Source organism: Stenotrophomonas rhizophila, from assembly GCF_003651185.1.
Classification (GTDB): domain Bacteria; phylum Pseudomonadota; class Gammaproteobacteria; order Xanthomonadales; family Xanthomonadaceae; genus Stenotrophomonas; species Stenotrophomonas maltophilia_Z.
In genome coordinates, this window is the sequence record NZ_RCDC01000004.1 from 2,499,040 (window position 1) to 2,517,755 (window position 18,716).

At 69.2% G+C, this 18,716-nt stretch carries 17 protein-coding genes; all 17 read right to left on the minus strand.

The features are described from left to right. Positions 1-40: 40 nt before the first annotated feature. On the minus strand, positions 41-3,376 hold the full coding sequence (locus BCL79_RS11155) for an ankyrin repeat domain-containing protein (RefSeq protein WP_121040856.1): 3,336 nt from the start codon (positions 3,374-3,376) through the stop codon (positions 41-43). Next, entirely contained in the window at positions 3,369-3,635 is a 267-nt protein-coding gene (locus tag BCL79_RS11160; RefSeq protein ID WP_121040858.1) for a YcgL domain-containing protein, read from the minus strand. The genes BCL79_RS11155 and BCL79_RS11160 overlap by 8 nt, the downstream gene beginning before the upstream one ends. 260 nt (positions 3,636-3,895) lie before the next feature. After that, the gene (locus tag BCL79_RS11165; protein WP_121040861.1) at positions 3,896-4,333 is read right to left on the minus strand and encodes an excinuclease ATPase subunit; all 438 of its coding nucleotides are present in this window, start codon (positions 4,331-4,333) and stop codon (positions 3,896-3,898) included. A 74-nt stretch (positions 4,334-4,407) separates the two neighbouring features. After that, entirely contained in the window at positions 4,408-5,649 is a 1,242-nt protein-coding gene (locus tag BCL79_RS11170) for a beta-ketoacyl-ACP synthase (protein ID WP_121040863.1), read from the minus strand. After that, positions 5,649-6,380 (minus strand): 3-ketoacyl-ACP reductase FabG2, encoded by a 732-nt coding sequence (locus BCL79_RS11175; protein WP_121040865.1) that lies wholly within the window; start codon positions 6,378-6,380, stop codon positions 5,649-5,651. Before BCL79_RS11175 ends, BCL79_RS11170 begins: the two co-directional genes overlap by 1 nt. Continuing rightward, the gene (locus BCL79_RS11180) at positions 6,377-6,832 is read right to left on the minus strand and encodes a hotdog family protein (RefSeq protein ID WP_226956608.1); all 456 of its coding nucleotides are present in this window, start codon (positions 6,830-6,832) and stop codon (positions 6,377-6,379) included. Before BCL79_RS11180 ends, BCL79_RS11175 begins: the two co-directional genes overlap by 4 nt. A 2-nt stretch (positions 6,833-6,834) precedes the next feature. Beyond that, positions 6,835-8,022: a beta-ketoacyl-ACP synthase gene (locus BCL79_RS11185; RefSeq protein WP_121040869.1), complete on the minus strand. Its 1,188-nt coding sequence runs from the start codon at positions 8,020-8,022 to the stop codon at positions 6,835-6,837. Further along, entirely contained in the window at positions 8,019-8,570 is a 552-nt protein-coding gene (locus tag BCL79_RS11190) for a DUF3261 domain-containing protein (RefSeq protein ID WP_121040871.1), read from the minus strand. Before BCL79_RS11190 ends, BCL79_RS11185 begins: the two co-directional genes overlap by 4 nt. Then, positions 8,558-9,799, minus strand: coding sequence for an NAD(P)/FAD-dependent oxidoreductase (locus BCL79_RS11195; protein ID WP_121040873.1), 1,242 nt, complete (start codon positions 9,797-9,799; stop codon positions 8,558-8,560). Before BCL79_RS11195 ends, BCL79_RS11190 begins: the two co-directional genes overlap by 13 nt. A gap of 42 nt (positions 9,800-9,841) precedes the next feature. Then, a complete protein-coding gene (locus tag BCL79_RS11200) occupies positions 9,842-12,187 on the minus strand; it encodes an MMPL family transporter (RefSeq protein ID WP_121040875.1) in 2,346 nt (781 codons plus the stop codon). Continuing rightward, entirely contained in the window at positions 12,180-12,800 is a 621-nt protein-coding gene (locus BCL79_RS11205) for a LolA family protein (RefSeq protein ID WP_121040877.1), read from the minus strand. The genes BCL79_RS11200 and BCL79_RS11205 overlap by 8 nt, the downstream gene beginning before the upstream one ends. After that, entirely contained in the window at positions 12,797-13,219 is a 423-nt protein-coding gene (locus BCL79_RS11210) for an acyl-CoA thioesterase (RefSeq protein WP_121040879.1), read from the minus strand. Before BCL79_RS11210 ends, BCL79_RS11205 begins: the two co-directional genes overlap by 4 nt. Then, positions 13,206-14,762 carry an HAL/PAL/TAL family ammonia-lyase gene (locus BCL79_RS11215; RefSeq protein ID WP_121040881.1) on the minus strand — a complete coding sequence of 519 codons (1,557 nt, stop codon included), beginning with the start codon at positions 14,760-14,762 and terminating at the stop codon, positions 13,206-13,208. Before BCL79_RS11215 ends, BCL79_RS11210 begins: the two co-directional genes overlap by 14 nt. Continuing rightward, positions 14,752-15,699 carry an acyltransferase gene (locus tag BCL79_RS11220; RefSeq protein WP_121040883.1) on the minus strand — a complete coding sequence of 316 codons (948 nt, stop codon included), beginning with the start codon at positions 15,697-15,699 and terminating at the stop codon, positions 14,752-14,754. Before BCL79_RS11220 ends, BCL79_RS11215 begins: the two co-directional genes overlap by 11 nt. Next, positions 15,696-16,457: a glycosyltransferase family 2 protein gene (locus BCL79_RS11225; RefSeq protein WP_428999431.1), complete on the minus strand. Its 762-nt coding sequence runs from the start codon at positions 16,455-16,457 to the stop codon at positions 15,696-15,698. The genes BCL79_RS11220 and BCL79_RS11225 overlap by 4 nt, the downstream gene beginning before the upstream one ends. Before the next feature lie 16 nt (positions 16,458-16,473). Then, positions 16,474-18,159, minus strand: coding sequence for an AMP-binding protein (locus BCL79_RS11230; protein ID WP_121040887.1), 1,686 nt, complete (start codon positions 18,157-18,159; stop codon positions 16,474-16,476). Then, the gene (locus BCL79_RS11235; protein ID WP_121040889.1) at positions 18,152-18,703 is read right to left on the minus strand and encodes a hypothetical protein; all 552 of its coding nucleotides are present in this window, start codon (positions 18,701-18,703) and stop codon (positions 18,152-18,154) included. The genes BCL79_RS11230 and BCL79_RS11235 overlap by 8 nt, the downstream gene beginning before the upstream one ends. Positions 18,704-18,716 lie beyond the last annotated feature (13 nt).

Genomic DNA, 18,716 nt, shown 5'->3' on the forward strand with positions numbered 1-18,716 from the left:
TGAGCGCTGCCGGCCAGCGGCCGGCACTACCAGGCGGGGCTCAGCCGTTATCGCGCAGGAACCGGGCCATCGAAGACACGCCCGGCACCAGCGGTTCGAACTCCCCGGCGACGTCGATGAAGCCGCGCATCACCGCGATCTCGCGCGGGCTGCGGTTGAGCGCATCGCGCACGTCCGGGTCGGCGCCGGCACGCAGCAGGCGCTGTACCAGCAGCGGCAGGCCGTGCAGCGCCGCCAGATGCAGCGGACCGAAACCGCGCGGATCGCGCACCTCCAGCGAAACGTCTTCGTCGAGCAGGCGTTCCACCGCGGCGAGCACGATCTGCTCATCGCAGGCGGTACCCGGTTCGGCGCGTGCGCCAAGCAGCAGCAGCAGCGGCGTGACCGAGCCGGCGGCGGCCAGGTCCGGTTCGGCACCGGCCAGCAGCAGGGTGTCGAGCAGCGCCAGCAGTCGCGCCCGGTCGCGCGCACTGAAACCGTACAGCGCAGCGCAGTGCAACGGGCCAAGCTGCTGCGCATCGCCCGCGTGCACGTTGGCACCGGCGGTGAGCAGGCGCGAGACGATGTCGGGCAGGCCCAGCGCCGAGGCAAGCATCAGCACCGTGACGCCGCCCGGCAGGCGGTATTCCAGTTCGGCACCGGCATCGAGCAGGGCCGAGACGATATCGATCTGGCGCATGCTGACCGCCGCCGACAGGGGCGTCGCACCGCTGGCCGCGGCGTGCTGCGGATTCGCGCCACGGGTGAGCAGCAGGTCGACCACGGCCAGGTGCCCGCCCCCGGCGGCACGCAGCAGCGCGGTGCAGCCTTGGGCGTCGACCACATCAACGGCGAAACCGAGATCGATCAGGCGACGTACGGCATCGGCGTCACCGGCCATCGCGGCCGCCGGCAGGTCGCCGTCGCGCAGCGCGCGGCGCGGCAGCGGCCACACCCGCCAGTCCAGCCAGTCGGCCAGATCGCGGCGGCCGATCGACAGCGCCACGCCCAGCGGGGTCTGGCCGTCGGCGGCGCGGGCTTCGGGTGAGGCGCCCTGCTGCACCAGCAGCTTGATCGAGCCTTCGCGCGCGAGCGCGGTGGCCAGATGCAGGGCGGTCATGCCATGGCTGTCGCGTGCTTCGCGGTCCACGCCTTGAGTGAGCAGGGCCTGCTGCAGCCGCAGCCAGCCCAGCCGCACGGCCAGCGACAGCGGCGGATCGCCGGCCGGCGATGGCGCGAACGGATCCGCGCCGCGGTCGAGCAGTTCAAGCGCAAGCTGTTCCAGCCCGCGCGAGGCGTGGTCGTGCTGGGCGCAGGCGCTCAGCAGGCGTGCCAGGCCACCGCGACCGGCCGGGGACAGGCCACGGCGCAGCAGCACCTGCAGCGCCGGCACCGCGTCGATGCCCCGCGCCAGCAGCGCGAACATCGGGGTATCCCCGCAGGCATCCAGGACTTCCGGCGCCGCGCCGTGCGCGAGCAGCCAGTCCAGCGCCTGCGGATCCAGCGCCAGTTCGGCGTCGTGCAACAGCGCACCCAGTTCCTCCGGCGCACACAGGCGGGCCAGCGCGGCCATGCCCTCCACGTTGCCGAAGCTCAGCGCTTCGCGCAGGAGCTCCAGCGGTGGGCGATCCGGCAGCGAGGGCGAGGCCGCATCGCTGTCGCCGGACATCACCAGCCCGTCGCTGACCGCGGAAGGCAGCGGATAGGCGGGATCCAGCAGCGAGACGATCGCCCAGCGCCCGGCGCCAGCAGCGATATCCACCGCACGACGGCCCTGCGGATCGGCCACATCGACGGCGATGCCCAGGTCACGCAGGCGACGGATCAGCAGCGGCGAGACGTTCTCGGCCATGCAGGCCAGCAGCACCGCGTTGCGGCCTTCGCCATCGACCGCATTGAGATCGGGGTGGTGCGGCAGCAGGTGTTCGACCACGCCGGCACGGCCACCCCGCGCGGCTTCCAGCCACGGGGTACGCGCCAGTGCGTCGCGGGCTTCCAGGTTGGCACCGGCAGCAAGCAGCACGTCGATGATGTCGACATGGCCGGCCAGCGCGGCTTCGTGCAGCGCGCTGCGGCGCTGGCGGTCGCGCGCATCGGCGCGGGCCTTGTGCTTGAGCAGCAGCTGCACACCGGCCGGATCGTCTTCTTCGGTGCCCGCAGCGGCAAGCAACACGGGCGTGCCCTCGGCCGGCTCGGTCTTGGCCCCGCGTTCCAGCAGGAACTTGGCCAGGCGCCAGTTGCCGACCTGGCAGGCCACGGCCAACGGTGACCAGCCATCGTCGTTCAGCGCATCCACTTCGGCGGCGGCATCGCGCAGCAATGCGGCGACGCCGGGATCGGAACTGCGCGCGGCGTGATGCAGGGGGGTGTTGCCTTCGCTGTCCACCGCACGCGGGTCGGCGCCGTTGGCGAGCAGAGTCATCACCGCCTCGGGGCGGCCGTGCCAGCTGTCGCGGGTGGCGGCCAGCAGCGGGGTCATACCGCGGTGCGGGGCGTTGACGCCGACGCCGCGGGCGATCAGTTCACGCAGCAGACGCAGGTCGGGCAGCACCGCGGCGAGCACGGCAAGGCTGCGCTGGTCGCGCCAGGCCGGATCGGGCAGCCCGTGCGGATCGGCGCCGGCCTGCAGCAGCTGCAGGGCGCGATCGACCCGGCCGCTGCGCGCGGCGTCATACAGCGCCGGCTGTTGTTCATGCAGGCCGATCGATTCGAGCGGCTTGGGCTCGGCGTAGGGCTCGGCAAAGGGCTCGTCGCGGTCACCGCGCGTCTCGGCCGGCATCGGCGCGCCCAGGGTCGTCGCCGGTGCGATCGCCTGCAGCAGCAGGTGCGCCAAGGGCGACAGCAGCACGACCGCGGCGGCGATCGGCCAATGCAGCGCGTCCGACACCAGGCCCGGCCACGCCGGCAGCACGACCAGCGCGCACACCAGCACCACCAGTGCGGCCACGGCCAACCCGCGCCAGGCGGTCAGGTCGCGCCCGGCCAGGGTCTGCCAATGGCGGGCCAGGCTACCTTCGCTGCGTTCCACGTCATTCCACAACGGCCAGGTCCGCCAGACCCCGAGCAGCGCGGCACTGACCGCCACGCTCAGGCCAAGCACGGCGGCCAGGCTGCCGCTGTCGTGCAGTGCGCTCAGCGGCCAGGCCACCAGCAGGGTCAGCAGCAGCGGGCCAAGCGACCACAGCGCCAGCAGCGCGGGCGCGTCATGGCGGGCCACCTGGGGCAATGGCTGCAGCGGGCGCGTCCGGCGCCACCACGATACCGCCAGCGCGAACGCCGGCTGGGCCAGCGCGGCGCACACCGCACCGGGCACCCCACCGACGGCCGCGGCCAGGGCCAGCAGCACACCAAGCGCGGCCGCAGAGGCAACAGCGCGGGGGCGTTGGGATTCAGTCATTGCGTCGCGCGAACCGGACCGGCGCCAACGGGGGCGGCGGCAACTGCAGGTGGAATCCACGCTCGGTCAGGTTCTGGCGCACTTGTGCGGCATCGGCCTGGGCGAGGCGACGGTCGGGAGTCAGGGCCACTTCGAGAACGAACTGGAACGGCGCCAGCGAGGCCTTCACCGCGTCAGGGATGACCGAGAAGTCATCACGAACGGCGAGATAGACGAAGCTGTCCTGCTTGCGTTGGCTTTTATAGACGTAGGCTTGCATGCCGCAGGGCTTTGCCCAGGGTAGTGAATGACATTGATTGTGGAGGAAAGCTGGCACAGGTGAAAGCTGCGTGCACTGTCCCCTGTCGGTTTTCCGTCGCGCGACAGCATCAGGTTCATCAATGTCGCGATGTCGTTCAGCTGGGCGCCGCTGCAGTCTGCCCATACCGCCGTGATGAATGCGTGGCCGCGGCGGGTCTGTCGGTGCCCACGGTCGTCCCATTCCGCAGACCACCGCCCACAAGGCGGTGGTCTTTCGGCTTACTTCACCTTGGCGTAGGTGCCCTTCAGCGCCACGCCGGCCAGGATCGTGCCCGCATAGCATTCGTAGTTGGTGGTGCTCTTGAACTCGTTCTTCTTGTAGTAGCTGACGATGTCGACCACGGCGTTGGCGCCGCGCGACTTGGCGCCGTCCTGCAGCGCGCGCAGCGCCGACAGGGCCACCCAGCGGCAGGCTTCGGCGTCGCTCTTGTTGGCCGCGTTGGTCTTCTTGTTGGTGACATCCTCGCCCAGGCGCTGCAGCACACTGACGTTCTCGCCGGCCAGATAGAACTTCACGCTGCCGTCGATGCCCACATTGCGGGCTTCGGCGGAATTGACCAGCTCATGCAGCGACTGCTCCACGCGGGTATCGCGGGCCTGGGCGGTGCTGGCGACAGCCAGCAGGGCGGTGGCGGCCATCAGGGTAAAACGACGCATTCAACTTTCTCCTTGTTGGGGACGCGAGGGGTTTACGGAAACGGCCGGCCCGCACGGCAGGCCGGAAACAGCGGTCAGTCCTGCCAGCGGCGGAAAATCAACGAGGTGTTGATGCCACCGAAGGCGAAGTTGTTGCTCATGACGTGGTCGGTCTGCAATGCGCGCCCTTCGCCGTCGATGTAGTCCAGCGCGCCGCAGCGCGGATCGACCTCGTGCAGGTTCAGGGTCGGGGCGAACCAGCCGTCGCGCATCATCTCGATGCTGAGCCAGGCCTCGAAGGCGCCGCAGGCCCCGAGCATGTGCCCGACGTAGCTCTTGAGCGAGCTGATCGGCATGCCCGGGCCGAACACCTGGTGGGTGGCCTGGGTTTCAGCGATGTCGCCGTGCTCGGTGGCGGTGCCGTGCGCGTTGACGTAGCCGATCCGATCGGCAGCCAGGTCAGCATCTTCCAGCGCCAGCCGCATCGCCTGGGCCATGGTGCCGGCGCTGGGCTGGGTGACGTGCTGGCCGTCGCTGTTGGTGCCATAGCCGACCACTTCGGCCAGGATCGTGGCACCGCGTGCCTGTGCATGCTCCAGCTCTTCCAGGATCAGCGTGCAGGCGCCCTCGCCCAGCACCAGGCCATCGCGGTGCGCATCGAACGGGCTGGGCGTGGTCTGCGGCGCATCATTGCGCACGCTGGTGGCGAACAGGGTGTCGAACACCGCCGCGGCGGTGGCGTCGAGCTGCTCGGCACCGCCGGTGACCATCACCGTCTGCTTGCCGCTGCGGATCGCTTCATAGCCCGAACCCACGCCCTGGCTGCCCGATGTACAGGCGCTGGAGGTGGTGTAGACGCGGCCGGACAAGCCGAAGAACACGCCGATGTTCACCGGCGAGGTGTGGCTCATCATCTTCAGGTAGGTGGTGGCGCTGATGCCTTCGGTGGTGTGCTCATGGAGCATGCGGCCGAACTCGGCGGTGGCCTCGTGGCTGCCCGAGGACGAGCCGTAGGCCACGCCGGCCATGCCACTGCGCAGCACCGGATGGCCGAGCAGACCGGCTGCCTCCAGCGCCAGCTCGGTGGCGCGCACCGACATCACCGCCACCTTGCCCATGCTGCGGGTGGTCTTGCGGTTGTAGTTGGCGGGCAGTTCGAAATCTTCAGCCGGTGCAGCCAGGCGCGTGTTGAGGCCATCGAAGACCTCCCACTCGGGGATGTAGCGCACCGCATTGGTCCGCGCCTGGAGGCGCGCGCGGATGCTCGCCCAATCCTGCCCGAGCGGGCTGATGGCAGCGGCGCCGGTGACCACGACACGACGATCGGGGCGGGCCATCAGACCATGCCTCCGTTGACCGAAATCACCTGGCGGGTGATGTAGCCGGCCGATTCGGAGAGCAGGAAGGACACCGCCGCAGCGACCTCTTCTGGCTGGCCCAGGCGATTGGCGGGAATCAGCTTGAGCGCGTGCTCGACCACTTCTTCATTGACCATCTCGGTCTCGATCAGCCCGGGGGCCACGCAGTTGACGGTGATCGCGCGGCTGGCCAGCTCCAGCGCCAGCGCCTTGGTGGCACCGATGATGCCGGCCTTGGCCGCACTGTAGTTGGTCTGGCCGCGGTTGCCGACCAGGCCGGACACCGAGGACAAGGTCACGATGCGGCCCGGTTTGCGCCGGCGCACCAGCGGCATCACCAGGGGGTGCAGCACGTTGTAGAAGCTGTCCAGGTTGGTGTGGATGACCGCATCCCAATCCTCGGCCGGCATCGCCGGGAAGGCGCCGTCGCGGGCGATGCCGGCGTTGCAGACCACCCCGTAATACGTACCGTGCTCGGCGATGTCCGCTTCCAGCGCAGTGCGCGCGGCATCGCGGTCGCTCACGTCGAACATCAGCACCCGGGCCTGCCGGCCCAGCGCCTGGATCTCGGTCACCACAGCCTGCGCGTCTTCGATGCGGCTGCGGCAATGCACCACCACGTCGAAGCCGTCGCGCGCGCAACGCAGCGCCACGGCACGGCCGATGCCACGGCTGGCGCCGGTCACCAGCACGGTCAAATTCCCTGTCATGCCTCTCCACTCTCCAGATAAGCCGCTGCATCCGTAGGTTGGAACACGGAAACGTTGGCAACTGCCACTTCGATATCGCCCGCCAGGATCCGGCAGGCGAACATGCCCAGGCCATTCTCGCCCAACAGCTCGCAGTTCGCCTCCACCCGCAGGCAGCTGCCGGCGGCAAAGTACGGCTGGTGGGCGGTGTAACGACGGCTGCCGAGCAGGAAGCCGATCGAGGGTTCCGCACCGGTCTGCCAGGCGCGGCACCCAGCCCAGGCGGCGATCGCCTGGGCCATGTATTCGACCCCGACCCAGGCGGGCACGCCGTCGGGGGTGCAGAACAGGCCCTGCGTCGGGACGTCCACCTCGACCGCGATGGACTCGTCCTGCCAGGCCACGACGCGGTGGATCAGGCGCATGCTGTCGCGGTGCGGAAGCACGGCGTTGATGTCGGGGGGCAGCGGCATGCTCATCCCTTGGCCAGTGCCAGCACGGCATTGCTGCCGCCGAAGGCGAATGAGTGACTGAGCACGTGCTGCAGCGGCTGCGCGGCACGCGTCCCCGGCGCCACCAGCGCCAGTGCCGGCAACGCGTCATCGGCCTGCCCATCCCACCAGTGGGTGGGCAACTGCTGGTCGGGGTTGTCGGCCAGTGTCATCCAGCACAGGGCCGCTTCGATCGCGCCGGACGCACCCAGCGTGTGCCCAGTCAGCGGCTTGGTCGAGCTGGCCGGCACCTGCGTGCCGAGCACAGCGGCGACCGCCTGGCTTTCCATCGCATCGTTGTGGCCGGTGGCGGTGCCGTGCAGGTTCACGTAGTCGATCTGCGCGGCCGTCAGGCCGGCCCGTTCCAGCGCCTGCTGCATCGCATCGATCGCCCCGCGTGCCTGCGGATCCGGCGCGGACATGTGGTGCGCATCGGAGGATTCCCCCCAGCCGGAGAGCCGCACCGGGCCCGGCTCACGGGTCATCAGGAACAGCGCCGCGCCTTCGCCGATGTTGATGCCGTTGCGGTTGACGGAGAACGGATTGCAGCGCGCCGCCGAGACCGACTCCAATGCGCTGAAACCCGCCACGGTGAACCGGCACATCGAATCGGCGCCACCGGCCACTACGGCATCGACCGCGCCGGCCTGCAGCAGGCGCGCGGCCGACATCAGCGCCTTGGCGCTGGACGAACAGGCGGTGGAGATCGTCCACGCCGGGCCGGTGCTGCCGATCCGCTCGCGCACGAAGCGCGCGGCGGTGCCCATTTCCTGCTGGGCGTAATGGAAATCGGCCGGCCACACGCCGTCGCGGTGATGCGTACGCAGTGCGTTCTCCGATTCGCCGATGCCCGAGGTGCTGGTGCCGATGATCACCGCCACACGCGCGGCACCAAAGCGCGCCACCGCAGCAGCCACGCCCGCGCGGATCTGCTCCAGCGCCGCGTCCAGCAGGCCGTTGTTACGGCCACGCAGGGCCACCGGCAGGGCGGACAGGTCCGACAGCGGCGCATGCACTTCGCCGAGCGCCAGCGTGCGCCCGGGGAGGATCGCAGCGTTGTCGCGCAGGCCACCCGGCTGCGCCGCGAACAGGCCGTCGCGCACCTGGGCGCGGTCGGCACCCAGCGCGCAGATCACGCCCAGCTCGTTCAGATAGACCGCGCTGCTGCTCACTCTTGGCCCTGCCCCATGTCCATCGATTCGATCACCAGTTCATAGCCCTCGGCCAGGTTGCGCAGGCGCACGCGGCCATCGGGCAGCGTGTCGCGCACCAGCCAAGGCGTGCCGCCCTGCACCAGGCTGCGCACGCCATCGGTCTCCTGCAGGGTCCAGCCGGCGGGCAGCGCGGCGCGGATCGCCGCCGCCGGCCACAACGCGAACTGCAGGTCGTCCAGCACGCGTTCGCCGCGCACCTGCGGTGGCAGCCATGGCGCGCGCGTCTGCTCCAGGTGCTGCCCGTCCCAGACCATGCGCACGCCGGTCTGGCCCATCGCCTGCACGGCCAGCCGCACCTGCTCGGCGTCCACTTCCAGCAGCGCATCCAGCTCGCGCGCGTGGCTGCCGAAGCGGAACTGCAGGCGCTGCTGCAGCTGCACCGGCTGCGGCAATGCCGATGGCGCCAGCTGCAGCGTGGGCAGCTGCACCAGCGGTGTGGGCATGCGGGTGCTGGCACACGCGGCCAGCAGCAGGCTCAGCAACAGGGTCAGGATCAGGCGCTGCACAGTTCCTCCAGCACGCGCAGGCGCCGGCCCGTGGCATCGGCGACATACGGGTTCTGCGTATCCCAGGCGTAGCCGGCCAGGATCGAGGAGATCATGCGCCGCACCTCCGGCTGCGGATCGGGATGGTAGATGATCTTCTGGAAGCCACCGGCGTACCAGGCTTCGACAAAACGACGGAAGGTCTTCACCCCGGCACGCAGCGGCACCGAGAACGCCTGCTCCCAATCCACCGTCTCACCGGCATGCTCGCGCGCCAGGCACGCGCTGGCCAGCTGCGCCGACTTGAAGGCAATGGTCACGCCCGAGGAGAACACCGGGTCCAGGAACTCGCCGGCATTGCCCAGCAGCGCATAGCCCTCACCCCACAAGGAGGAGACGTTGGCCGAATACCCGGTGATGGTGCGCACCGGCAGCACCGCCCATTCGGCGTTCCTGAGCAGGCGGGTCAGGTTCGGGTCTTCGCCGACGATGGCCTGCAGCTTCTCCAGATCGGTACCGGCGTAGCGCTCGAAGAAGCTCGGCTCGGCGACCACGCCCAGCGAACAGCAGCCGTTGGAGAACGGAATCGTCCAGTACCACACGTCCACGTGCTCAGGATGGGTGGTGATCAGGATCTTGTTGCGGTCAAACCCCGCGCCGGCCGGAATGTGGTCGCGCACGTGGCAGAAGATCGCGCCGCGCACCGGGAAGTTCGACGGCGACTCCAGTTTCAGCAGGCGCGGCAGCAGCCGGGCGAAACCACTGGCGTCGAGGATGAAACCGGCCTCGATGGTGTATTCGCTGCCATCCGGGCGGCGCACCTGCACCTGTGCCGGGCGGCCAGGCTGTACCGAGAGCACTTCATCGCCGAAGCGCAGCGTGGCGCCCATGCGCTCGGCACCGCGCGCCAGCACATCATCGAAGTCGGCGCGCTGCACCTGGTAGGTGGTGCCCCAGCCCGGCGAGAACTTGTCGCGGAAATCGAACTCGGTGGTCGCTTCGCCGCGCACGAACGCGGCACCGTTCTTGTACTGGAACCCGGCCTGCACCACGTCCTGCAGCAGCCCGGCGGCCTCGATGTACTCCATGCTCTGCGGCAGCAGGCTCTCGCCGATCGAGAACCGCGGGAACTGCTGGCGCTCCAGGATCAGCACCTGGCGGCCCTGCTGGCGCAGCATCGCAGCGGCCACGGAACCGGCCGGACCGGCGCCGATGACCAGGATTTCAGTACGTTCCACGTGCGGATTCATCGGTACATCCTTGATCAGATCAGGTGAGGAAAACGCGGTCGCTCAGTGTGGGGCGTCGTGCGGCGGGGGGCGGAACAGCGGCGAAATCAGCCAGACCAGGCCGATGCCGAACAGCAGGGTCAAGCCGAACGCGCGCAGCGCCGGCGTGGCCGACAGCCCGAGCAGGCCGAACGACAGCCAGGTGCTGGCCGCGCCAACGCACACGGCCAACCAGGCACTGGCATCGCCGCGGTGCTCGATCAGGAAGATCCCGTAGTCGATGCCCATGCCAAGCAGCAGCATGAGCGCGAGCACGTTGAACAGCTGCAGCGGTTGCCCGAACAGGCCCAGCAGGGCCAGCGTCAGCGCACCGGCAACCAGGGTCGGGGCGAGCACGCGCCAGGCCTGCCCGCGGTAGCGCCAGTACAGCACCGCGAACACCAGCGCGATACCGATCAGCAGCAGGCCGCTCATCAGCTTGCGGTAGTGCTTGAGCAACTGCGAGAAATCGGCGGTACGGTCGACCCAGCGCACACCATCGATGCCCTTGGCCTGTGCTTCCAGCAGGGCCAGTGCATCGGCGCGGGAGAGGTCATCGACCATCACCACCGACGCCACGCCCTGCCCGACCGTGCCCAGCCACAGGTGGCGGAACGGCATCGCCGCCGGCGATGCGAGGAAGGCTTCGGCCTGCAGATCCTGCGCGGCATAGGCGGGGCGCAGCAGCGGCTCACCCACGGCCTCACCGACCTGGGCCAGCACCTGCGGCTCGACCTTGGCCGTCAGCGCGGCATCGGCCTGCTGGCGCTTCTGCGAAGGCAGCCAATCGCTGATCGCACGGTAGCCGCCGATCTGCTTGTCTGCTTCCAGCACGCGCAGGCGGTCGATCAGCGCTTCTTCGCGCTCGAGCACCTGCTGGGCGGTGTCACCCTGGACCAGATAGAACTGCGCCGGGCTGGGCATGCCCAGCATCTGGCTGATGCGGATCTGCTGGGCGATCAGCGCCGGTGGCGAGGACTGCAGGCTGCGCAGGTCGTCGTTGGTCTGCAGGCGCGCGATGCCGATCGCCGACAGCAACGTCACCACGCCCAGGAACATCGCCGCCTTGCGCCCATGCAGGCGCGGCCAGCGCTCCAGCGTGGCGCCGAGCCAGCGGGCAAAGCCGGTGCGACGGATTTCGCCGCCATCCAGCCACGGGAACCAGAAGATCACGGTCAGGAACGCGGCCGCCAGGCCCACCACCGAGAACAGCGCCATCTGGCGCAGCCCCGGGAACGGGGCCAGGCCCAGCGCGAGATACGCCAGCGCGCTGGTCAGCAACGCCAGACACAGGCCCGGCAGCAGATGCCGCAGCAGTTTCCAGCGACGGTCGGCCGGCTCGGCCTGGCGCGAGGCGAACCAGTGGATGCCGTAGTCCTCGGCAACACCGACCAGTGACGCACCAAACACCAACGTGAGCACGTGCACCTTGCCGAACGCCAGCACCGTCACCGCCAGCGCGACACCGCAGCCGATCAGCAGCGAGGCGGCCACCAGCAGGATCGGGCGCAGCGAGCGGAATGCCAGCCACACCAGCAGCAGCACCGCGGCCAGCGAGCCCCAGCCGATCGTGTTGATTTCCCAGTTGGCCTGCACCGCAGCGGCCTCGGCATGCAGCGGCACACCGGCACGCAGCACCTCCAGCCCCGGCGCCTGCCTGGCGGCGGCCTCGGCGGCGGTATCCAGCAGCAGATCGATATGGCGCTCGCCATCGAGCTGGAACGCCGAGCCGACTGTGTCGTACTGCACGATCGACCAGTGCTTGCCATCGGCCTCCAGCAGGCCGTCGTCGCCCATCTGCAGGCCCGAGCCCAGCGCGCGTTCCTGCCACCACTGCGGCCACAGCGACAGCGGATCCTGGCGCCACTCGGTCAGGCGCGGTGCGCCCATCGGGCCGTACAGCGCCGCCAGCGCCGACTCGGCCAGGCCCTGGGTGGGTTCGTTCTGCAGCCGCTCGCGCTGTGCGCTGGTCAGCAGGCGATCGCGATACGGTGCGTAAAACGCACGGGCCTGATCGAACCAGCCCTCGATCGAGCCGCTCTCCTGGAGCAGGGCCTTGCCGTCGGCGCTGTCGCGCAGGGTGGCGCGGAAGGTCGCCTCGGCCGCCTTGGTCTGCGCGGCATCGGTGCTGCCCAGCAGCACCACGATCTGGCGCGCATTGGCATCGGCGATGCGCCGGGTGACATCGGACAACAGACGGTCATGCGCGTCCTGCGGCAACAGCGCGAGGATGTCGGTGTCGATCCGCGATTCGCTCTTCCACAGCTGCCACTGCTGCACGCCCAGGCCGACCAGCACCAGCAACCAGGCGATGGCCAGCCAGCGCCAGATGCGCTGCAGTCGGCCGTTCGAGGTCAGCACGTCATTCAAACCTGCGACCCTCGTCGGTGCTGAGCGTGGCCGGCGTATCGCTCATGCCGGCAAACTGGATGCGGGTGACATCCTGGTTGGCCTCGTTGATCTGGACCTCGCGCACGTAACGGTCGCCGCTCAGGGTGAGCTGCGCGAACACCTTGCCGAGCATCGCCGAGCGCGGGGTCAGCTGCATTTTCCAGGCGTTGCCGGGCAGCACCTCGACCTTGACCGTGAACTGCGCCGAGAGCGCCTGCGCATCGCCACTCATCAGCGCGAACATGATCGCGTTGACCGAGCGCATCGCCGGTTGCTGACGGCCATCCAGTTCGACCCGGCTGCTGCCATCGCTTTGCCGGCTGAGGATGCGGTCCCGGGTGACCACCACCTCGGACGGGAACGGCTTGAGCGTGGTCCAGATCACGCCGTGATCCTGGGCCAGCACGAAGCGGCCCTGCGAGCGAAGCGGGTTCTTGAAGCCGGCGACCTGCTTCTCCTGGGAGAACTCGCCACGCAGCACGTCGACCTTGGCTACGCGTTGTTTGACGGCCTCCACATCGGTGGCGGCAAGCGCCGGGGCGACCATGGCCAGCATCACCAGCACGCACAGCGTGCGCAGGAAACGGTTCATTGCGGTTGCACTCCCAGACGCTCCCACAGCACCGGCGGGCACAGGTAGAGCATTTCATTGGTGGCCGCGTCGACCGCGACCTGGATGGTGTGGGCGCGGGTCAGCGTGGTACCGCTGTCCGCATCCAGGATGTCGTAGGCGATCTTCAGGCGGTTTTCCCACTCGGTGATCGTGGCGCGCACGCGCAGCGCCTGGCCGTACAGCAGCGGCCGGATGTACTTCACCCGCGCATCGACCACCGGCCACAGGTAGCCGGAATCACGCATCTGCGGATAGTCATAATCGTGGCGCTGCAGCAGTGCGCAGCGCGCGATCTCGAAATACTTGAAGTAATTGCCGTGCCAGACCACTTCCATGGCGTCGCAGTCATGGAAGGCCGGCGACAGCGTTACCTCGAAGCTCAGATCAGGCGTCGACATACAACTCCCAGCGCTGTGCGCGGATGTCATCCAGCAGGGCGCGCAGCTCGCCATCCAGCGCGCGGTCTTCCTCGATCAGGGCAATGCGCTCGGACAGGTCCTGGTACATCGCAGCCAGATCGCCGTGCAACGTCGCCTTCATGCCGACGCGCTCGCGCAGCGCCACGCCCTGGCGGGCAGTGATCAGCAGCGCGGCGACGACCTGTTCGGTCAGTTCGATCACGCGCAGGCAATCGCGCGCGGCGATGGTGCCCATGCTGACCTTGTCCTGGTTGTGGCATTCGGTGGACCGCGAGAACACCGAGGCCGGCATGGTCTGCTTGAGCGCTTCGGCGGTCCAGGCCGACACGCTGATCTGCAGCGCCTTCAGGCCATGATTGATCGCTGCACGCTCACCGGTGGCGGCCGACAGATTGGCCGGCAGGCCGTGGTTGAAGCGCGCGTCCACCACCAGCGCCATCTGCCGGTCGAGCAGATCGGCCAGGTTGGCAATGGTGTTCTTCAGGGCATCCATCGCAAAGGCGATGTGGCCGCCATAGAAGTGCCCGCCATGCAGGATGCGCTCGCCCTCGACGTCGATCAGCGGGTTGTCGTTGGCGCTGTTGAGTTCGGTTTCGATCAGCTGGCGGAAGAACGGCAACGCGTCCTGCACCACGCCGATCACATGCGGCGCGCAGCGCAGCGAGTAACGGTCCTGCAGGCGCTGTTCGTTGCGCGGCGGGCGGTCGCTGTGCAGGTCCTGGCGCAGGCGCGCGGCGATCTGCATCTGGCCCGGGTGCGGCTTGGCGGCAAACAGCATCTCATCGAAGTGGTGTGCGTTGCCGTCGCTGGCCAGCACGTTGAACGCGGTCAGGCGCGTGGCGAGCCTGGTCAGGTAGTCGGCGCGGTCATACGCCAGGCAGGCCAGCGCCGTCATCACGGCGGTGCCGTTCATGATCGCCAGGCCTTCCTTGGGGCGCAGCCGCAGCGGGGCCATGCCAATCTCGGCCAGCACCTCGGCGGCCGGGCGGCGCGCCCCCTGGTACATCACCTCGCGCTCGCCGCACAGCACCGCGGCCACGTAGGACAGCGGGGTCAGATCGCCACTGGCACCGACCGAACCCTCGGCCGGAATCAGCGGCAGCACGTCGTGGCGCAGCAGGGTGGCCAGGCCCTGCAGCAGCGGGTGGCTGACGCCGGACATGCCACGCACCAGCGAGGCCAGGCGTGCAGCGATCACCGCGCGGGTCTCCTGCGGATCCAGGAAACGGCCCAGGCCACAACCGTGGTAGGTGAACAGGTGATGCGGCAGCTCGGCCACCAGCGCCGGCGGAATGTTCACCGTGCACGAATCGCCGTAGCCGGTGGTCACCCCGTAGATGACACCATCTTCGCGCAGCAGGCGATCAAGGAAATCCGCGCCGCGCTGGATATGCGAGGTGAATGCCGCATCGTCGGTGACGACGGCCTGTGCCTGCCGCTGCGAGAGCGCGACCACGTCTTCGATGGTCAGCGGCGCATCGCCGAAGCGGACGGAGGGTGTCTGATCGGCCTTACTTGCCATGCGATGCCTGATCCCAGAAGGGGAAGAAATTGAACCAGTCCAAGGGTGCCTGGGTGACCTGAACTTCCAGCCACCGGGCGAAATCTTCAGCCTGCGCAGTCAGCGCGGCGTCACGCGAACCGCGCGGCAATACGATGCGCTCGGTGAAGTGCTCAAAACGCACGCGGTAGCCTGCGCCGTGGTGCAGGCAGGCCATGGTGTAGACCGGGCACGCCAGCGCCGCAGCCAGCACGTAGGCGCCGATCGGGAACTGCGCGGTGTGGCCGAGGAACGAAGCCGGTACCGTGCGACCGCCGCGCAGCGGCACGCGATCGCCGACGATGGCCACGAAGCCACCCGCCTCGACCCGGCGCTGCAGCTCGACCGCGGTGGCCGGGCCCATGTCCGTGACCTGCAGCAGTTCCACCGAGGCCAGCGGATCGAGCCGCTGCATCAGCCGGTTGAAACGCTGCGCGTGCGCGGTGTGCACCAGCACGGTGATGTGGAAGCCGGGCACCTGCTCAGCCAGCACCTGGCACAACTCCAGGCACCCGATGTGCGCGGTGAGGATCAGGCCGCCTTCACGGCGCGCGATCTTGTCCAGCACCAGGTCGCGCTGCAGATAGATGCGCTCGGGTGGGTAGCGACCGCCCAGGCCCAGCAGCTTGTCGAGCATGGTGTCGGCAAACAGCGCGAAGTGCTTCAGGCTCTGCCAGCGGCCCGGCGGTGCGGAAAACACGCCGGTATGCGCCTGTAGACGCTGCAGGTACTGCAGCGAGGATTGGCGTGCAACCCGGTTGGTCAACCAGTGGCAGAGCACCACCGGGTAGACGCACAGGCGGAACGGCCAGCGCCCGAACCAGCGGTGCACCCAGCACAGAAACAGCACGCCGGCGGCCGAGGTCGACTCGCCGATGTCGGCCCAGTGCGGCGCGCTCTCAGGTGCAGGCGTGGTCATGCGCGAGGACCTGCGATGCGCTGCCACAGCAGCCGCGGCGCGCGCCACAGCATCCCGAAGAACAGGCGCGCGTGCATGCGGCTGATGCGCACGTTGTCGCGCCACACATCGAAGTGCGAGACGCCATCGCTGGGATAGGTCACCGCGGTCGGCACATTGATCACCTTCACCCCACGCCAGAACAGCCGCACCAGGATCTCACTGTCGAAATCCATGCGCCGGCCGATGGTTTCCTCACCGATCAGGCGCGTCACCGGTGCCAGCGGATACAGGCGGAAGCCGCACATCGAATCGCGGATCTGCAGCGACAGCGTGTTGATCCAGACCCAGATGTGCGTGGCATAGCGGCCGTACAGGCGCGCCTTGGGCACGCTGGCATCGTAGGCGGGCGTGCCACAGATCACCGCCTCCGGCTGCGCCTGCGACAGCGCGACGAAGCGCGGGATATCGCCGGTGTCGTGCTGGCCATCGGCATCGATCTGCAGCACATGGCTGTAGTCCAGACGCGCGGCCTCGGCGAACCCGTCCAGCATCGCGCCGCCCTTGCCTTGGTTGACCGCCAGCCGCAGCAGCGTCACCTGCGGTGCGTGCGCGCGCGCCAGGGCATCGAGCACCTGCGCGCAGTCCAGATGCGAACCATCGTCAACCAGCAGGCATGGCAGGCCACTGGCCAGCACGCCCTGCACCACCGCGCCGATCGCGTGCGCGTGGTCGTAGACCGGAATCACCACCAACGGGGCGAAGGCAGGCCTGCTCATGCCACTGCCCGTGTCATCACGCATCGCCGAACACCACCCGGCCGCTGGCATGCACGCCATGGTCGGAGACATAGCGGAAGCTCATTGCCGATTTCGCCGCATCCCAGCCCAGACTCAACTGCAGGCAGTCGCCGGGGCGCGCCACATGCTGGAACTTCACCGCGTCCATCCGTACGAACCGCGGCGGCATCGTGAAGGCGCTGCGGCCGTAGTGGATCGCCCAGTCCAGCTGAACCACGCCGGGCAGGATCTTCGCCTGCGGGAAATGCCCGTCGAACGCTACCAGGTCAGGATCCAGAACAAACTGCAGCGACGCGATGGTGTCATCGCGCTGCTGCCACTCGGCCGTCGGCATCAACGGGCGGAACAGCGCCGCCAGTGCCGCGGCGGTGACCTTGCCCTGCGCGTTGACGGGGAGGTCGTCGATGAAGCGCCAGCGGCGCGGCCGGGTCACGGCGTCATGGCTGCGGGCCAGATGCGCGCTGAGCTGCTGCGCCTGGCGGCGGCGCTCGGCGTCGTCCCACTGCGCGACCCCGGTCGCCTGCGGCACCACCACGGCGGCCAGTTGCTCGCGCGCGCCCGGCAGCACCAGCACGCGCACGTCCTGCACCGCCGGGTGCGCACGCAGCTGCTGCTCCAGGGCATCCAGCGAGACGCGGCGCTCTTCGATCTTGACGATGCGATCGGCGCGCCCGAGCAGGCGGAAGCTGTGGCCGTCGTCGGCCACGGCACGGTCCTGGGTCAGCCACCAGTCCTCGCTCGCCAGGTGCGGCGAGCGGACCGCCAGGCAGCCCTCGTCGATCCGCCAGGCGACGCCGGGCAACGGATGCCACTGCGGCCGCGCTGCACTCCAGCGCCGCCACGCAACGCCACCGGTCTCGCTGCTGCCGAAGACTTCAGTCGGGGCCACGCCCATCAAGGCGCGCACCTGCAGCGCCGCCTCGGTCGGCAACGGACCCCCAGAGGAGAACACCGCGCGCAGCTGACCGTCCAGCGAGGACCAGTCCAGCTGCTCGGGCAGGCGTTTGAGATGGGCCGGGGTGGCCACCAGCACTGATGGCTGGCCGCCCAGCGCGCTGATCAGGTCTTCGTGGAAGAACCGGCGCGGCTGGATCGCGCGCCCGGCCACCAGCGGCCACAGCACCCGGAACAGCAGCCCGTAGATGTGCTGGTGGGAGACCGTGCCCTGCACCTGCGCACCGTCGAGCTGCTCGCCGAAGGCGGCCTGCAGCGCATCCACCTCGCGGGTCAGCTGGCGCATGCGTTTGACGATGGCGCTCGGCGCGCCGGTGCTGCCGGAGGTGAACACCACCAGCTCCAGCACCGCTTCGTCCAACGGCTGCAGCACCTGATCCGGATCGGCCGCCGCATCGGGCTGCAGCGGCGCATACCGGGCCGGCACGTCGCCGGCGAACCCGGCCACGCACGGGCTCAGCCCTTCCAGCGTGGCCGGCAGGTTGTCGCCGCCCAGGAACACCCGCTTGCCGGCATGCCAGGCACCCAGCAGAGCGGCGGCGAAGCTCAGCGTGTCATCGAAATACAGGGCCCAGTCGGTGCCGGGCGCACGCGCGAACGCCTGCTGCCAGCCGAGCACCTGCGCGCGGAACTGCGGGTGCTCCACCACGGTGTCGCCGGCGATGCCGACGATGCGGCCCGGCCGCGGGGCCAGCGCCAGCCGGTCCAGTGCGATCCACTCAGCCATGGGCATGCGACGCCTTGACCCGTCGCCGGACCAGCCATTCCCCGCCAAACAGAGCCCCCATCATCACGTACGCCAACACTCCGTTGTAGAACGCCCACACTTGGTTGGACGCCCACAGCGCCGTGGCCAGGGCCAGACTTCCGTTGAGAACAAAGAACCCGCACCAGATCCAGGTCACGCGGCGGGTGTAGATCACGGCGAACGGCGGCAGATCCGGCTCGCTCAGCCGCGCCAGGCGCTCCACGGCACTCGGCCCGAAGCGCAGGCTGGTGGCGAAGATCACCAGCATCACCGCGTTCACCAGCGCCGGGTACAGCTTCAGCGGCAGCGCCTCGTTGAAGGCCGTGGCCACCAGGGCGAGTACACCGGTGCCGAGTGCGGCCACCCACCACACCGCCTGGCGGGTGGTCAGCGCGCGCAGCGCGGCCAGGGTGAACAGCAGCAGCGACAACCAGCGCGGCTCGAACCGGCCCAGCGACAGGTAGACCACCAGCGGGTATGCCAGCGACAGCAACGCAAACGCCGCGACGCGTACCCGGACCATGGTCAGTCTTCAG

Excerpts from the sequence above, each read along its gene's own strand:
- BCL79_RS11155 (WP_121040856.1), bottom strand. The coding sequence starts at position 3,376 with ATGACTGAATCCCAACGCCCCCGCGCTGTTGCCTCTGCGGCCGCGCTT.
- BCL79_RS11160 (WP_121040858.1), bottom strand. The coding sequence starts at position 3,635 with ATGCAAGCCTACGTCTATAAAAGCCAACGCAAGCAGGACAGCTTCGTC.
- BCL79_RS11165 (WP_121040861.1), bottom strand. The coding sequence starts at position 4,333 with ATGCGTCGTTTTACCCTGATGGCCGCCACCGCCCTGCTGGCTGTCGCC.
- BCL79_RS11170 (WP_121040863.1), bottom strand. The coding sequence starts at position 5,649 with ATGGCCCGCCCCGATCGTCGTGTCGTGGTCACCGGCGCCGCTGCCATC.
- BCL79_RS11175 (WP_121040865.1), bottom strand. The coding sequence starts at position 6,380 with ATGACAGGGAATTTGACCGTGCTGGTGACCGGCGCCAGCCGTGGCATC.
- BCL79_RS11180 (WP_226956608.1), bottom strand. The coding sequence starts at position 6,832 with ATGCCGCTGCCCCCCGACATCAACGCCGTGCTTCCGCACCGCGACAGC.
- BCL79_RS11195 (WP_121040873.1), bottom strand. The coding sequence starts at position 9,799 with ATGAATCCGCACGTGGAACGTACTGAAATCCTGGTCATCGGCGCCGGT.
- BCL79_RS11205 (WP_121040877.1), bottom strand. The coding sequence starts at position 12,800 with ATGAACCGTTTCCTGCGCACGCTGTGCGTGCTGGTGATGCTGGCCATG.
- BCL79_RS11210 (WP_121040879.1), bottom strand. The coding sequence starts at position 13,219 with ATGTCGACGCCTGATCTGAGCTTCGAGGTAACGCTGTCGCCGGCCTTC.
- BCL79_RS11215 (WP_121040881.1), bottom strand. The coding sequence starts at position 14,762 with ATGGCAAGTAAGGCCGATCAGACACCCTCCGTCCGCTTCGGCGATGCG.
- BCL79_RS11220 (WP_121040883.1), bottom strand. The coding sequence starts at position 15,699 with ATGACCACGCCTGCACCTGAGAGCGCGCCGCACTGGGCCGACATCGGC.
- BCL79_RS11225 (WP_428999431.1), bottom strand. The coding sequence starts at position 16,457 with ATGAGCAGGCCTGCCTTCGCCCCGTTGGTGGTGATTCCGGTCTACGAC.
- BCL79_RS11230 (WP_121040887.1), bottom strand. The coding sequence starts at position 18,159 with ATGGCTGAGTGGATCGCACTGGACCGGCTGGCGCTGGCCCCGCGGCCG.
- BCL79_RS11235 (WP_121040889.1), bottom strand. The coding sequence starts at position 18,703 with ATGGTCCGGGTACGCGTCGCGGCGTTTGCGTTGCTGTCGCTGGCATAC.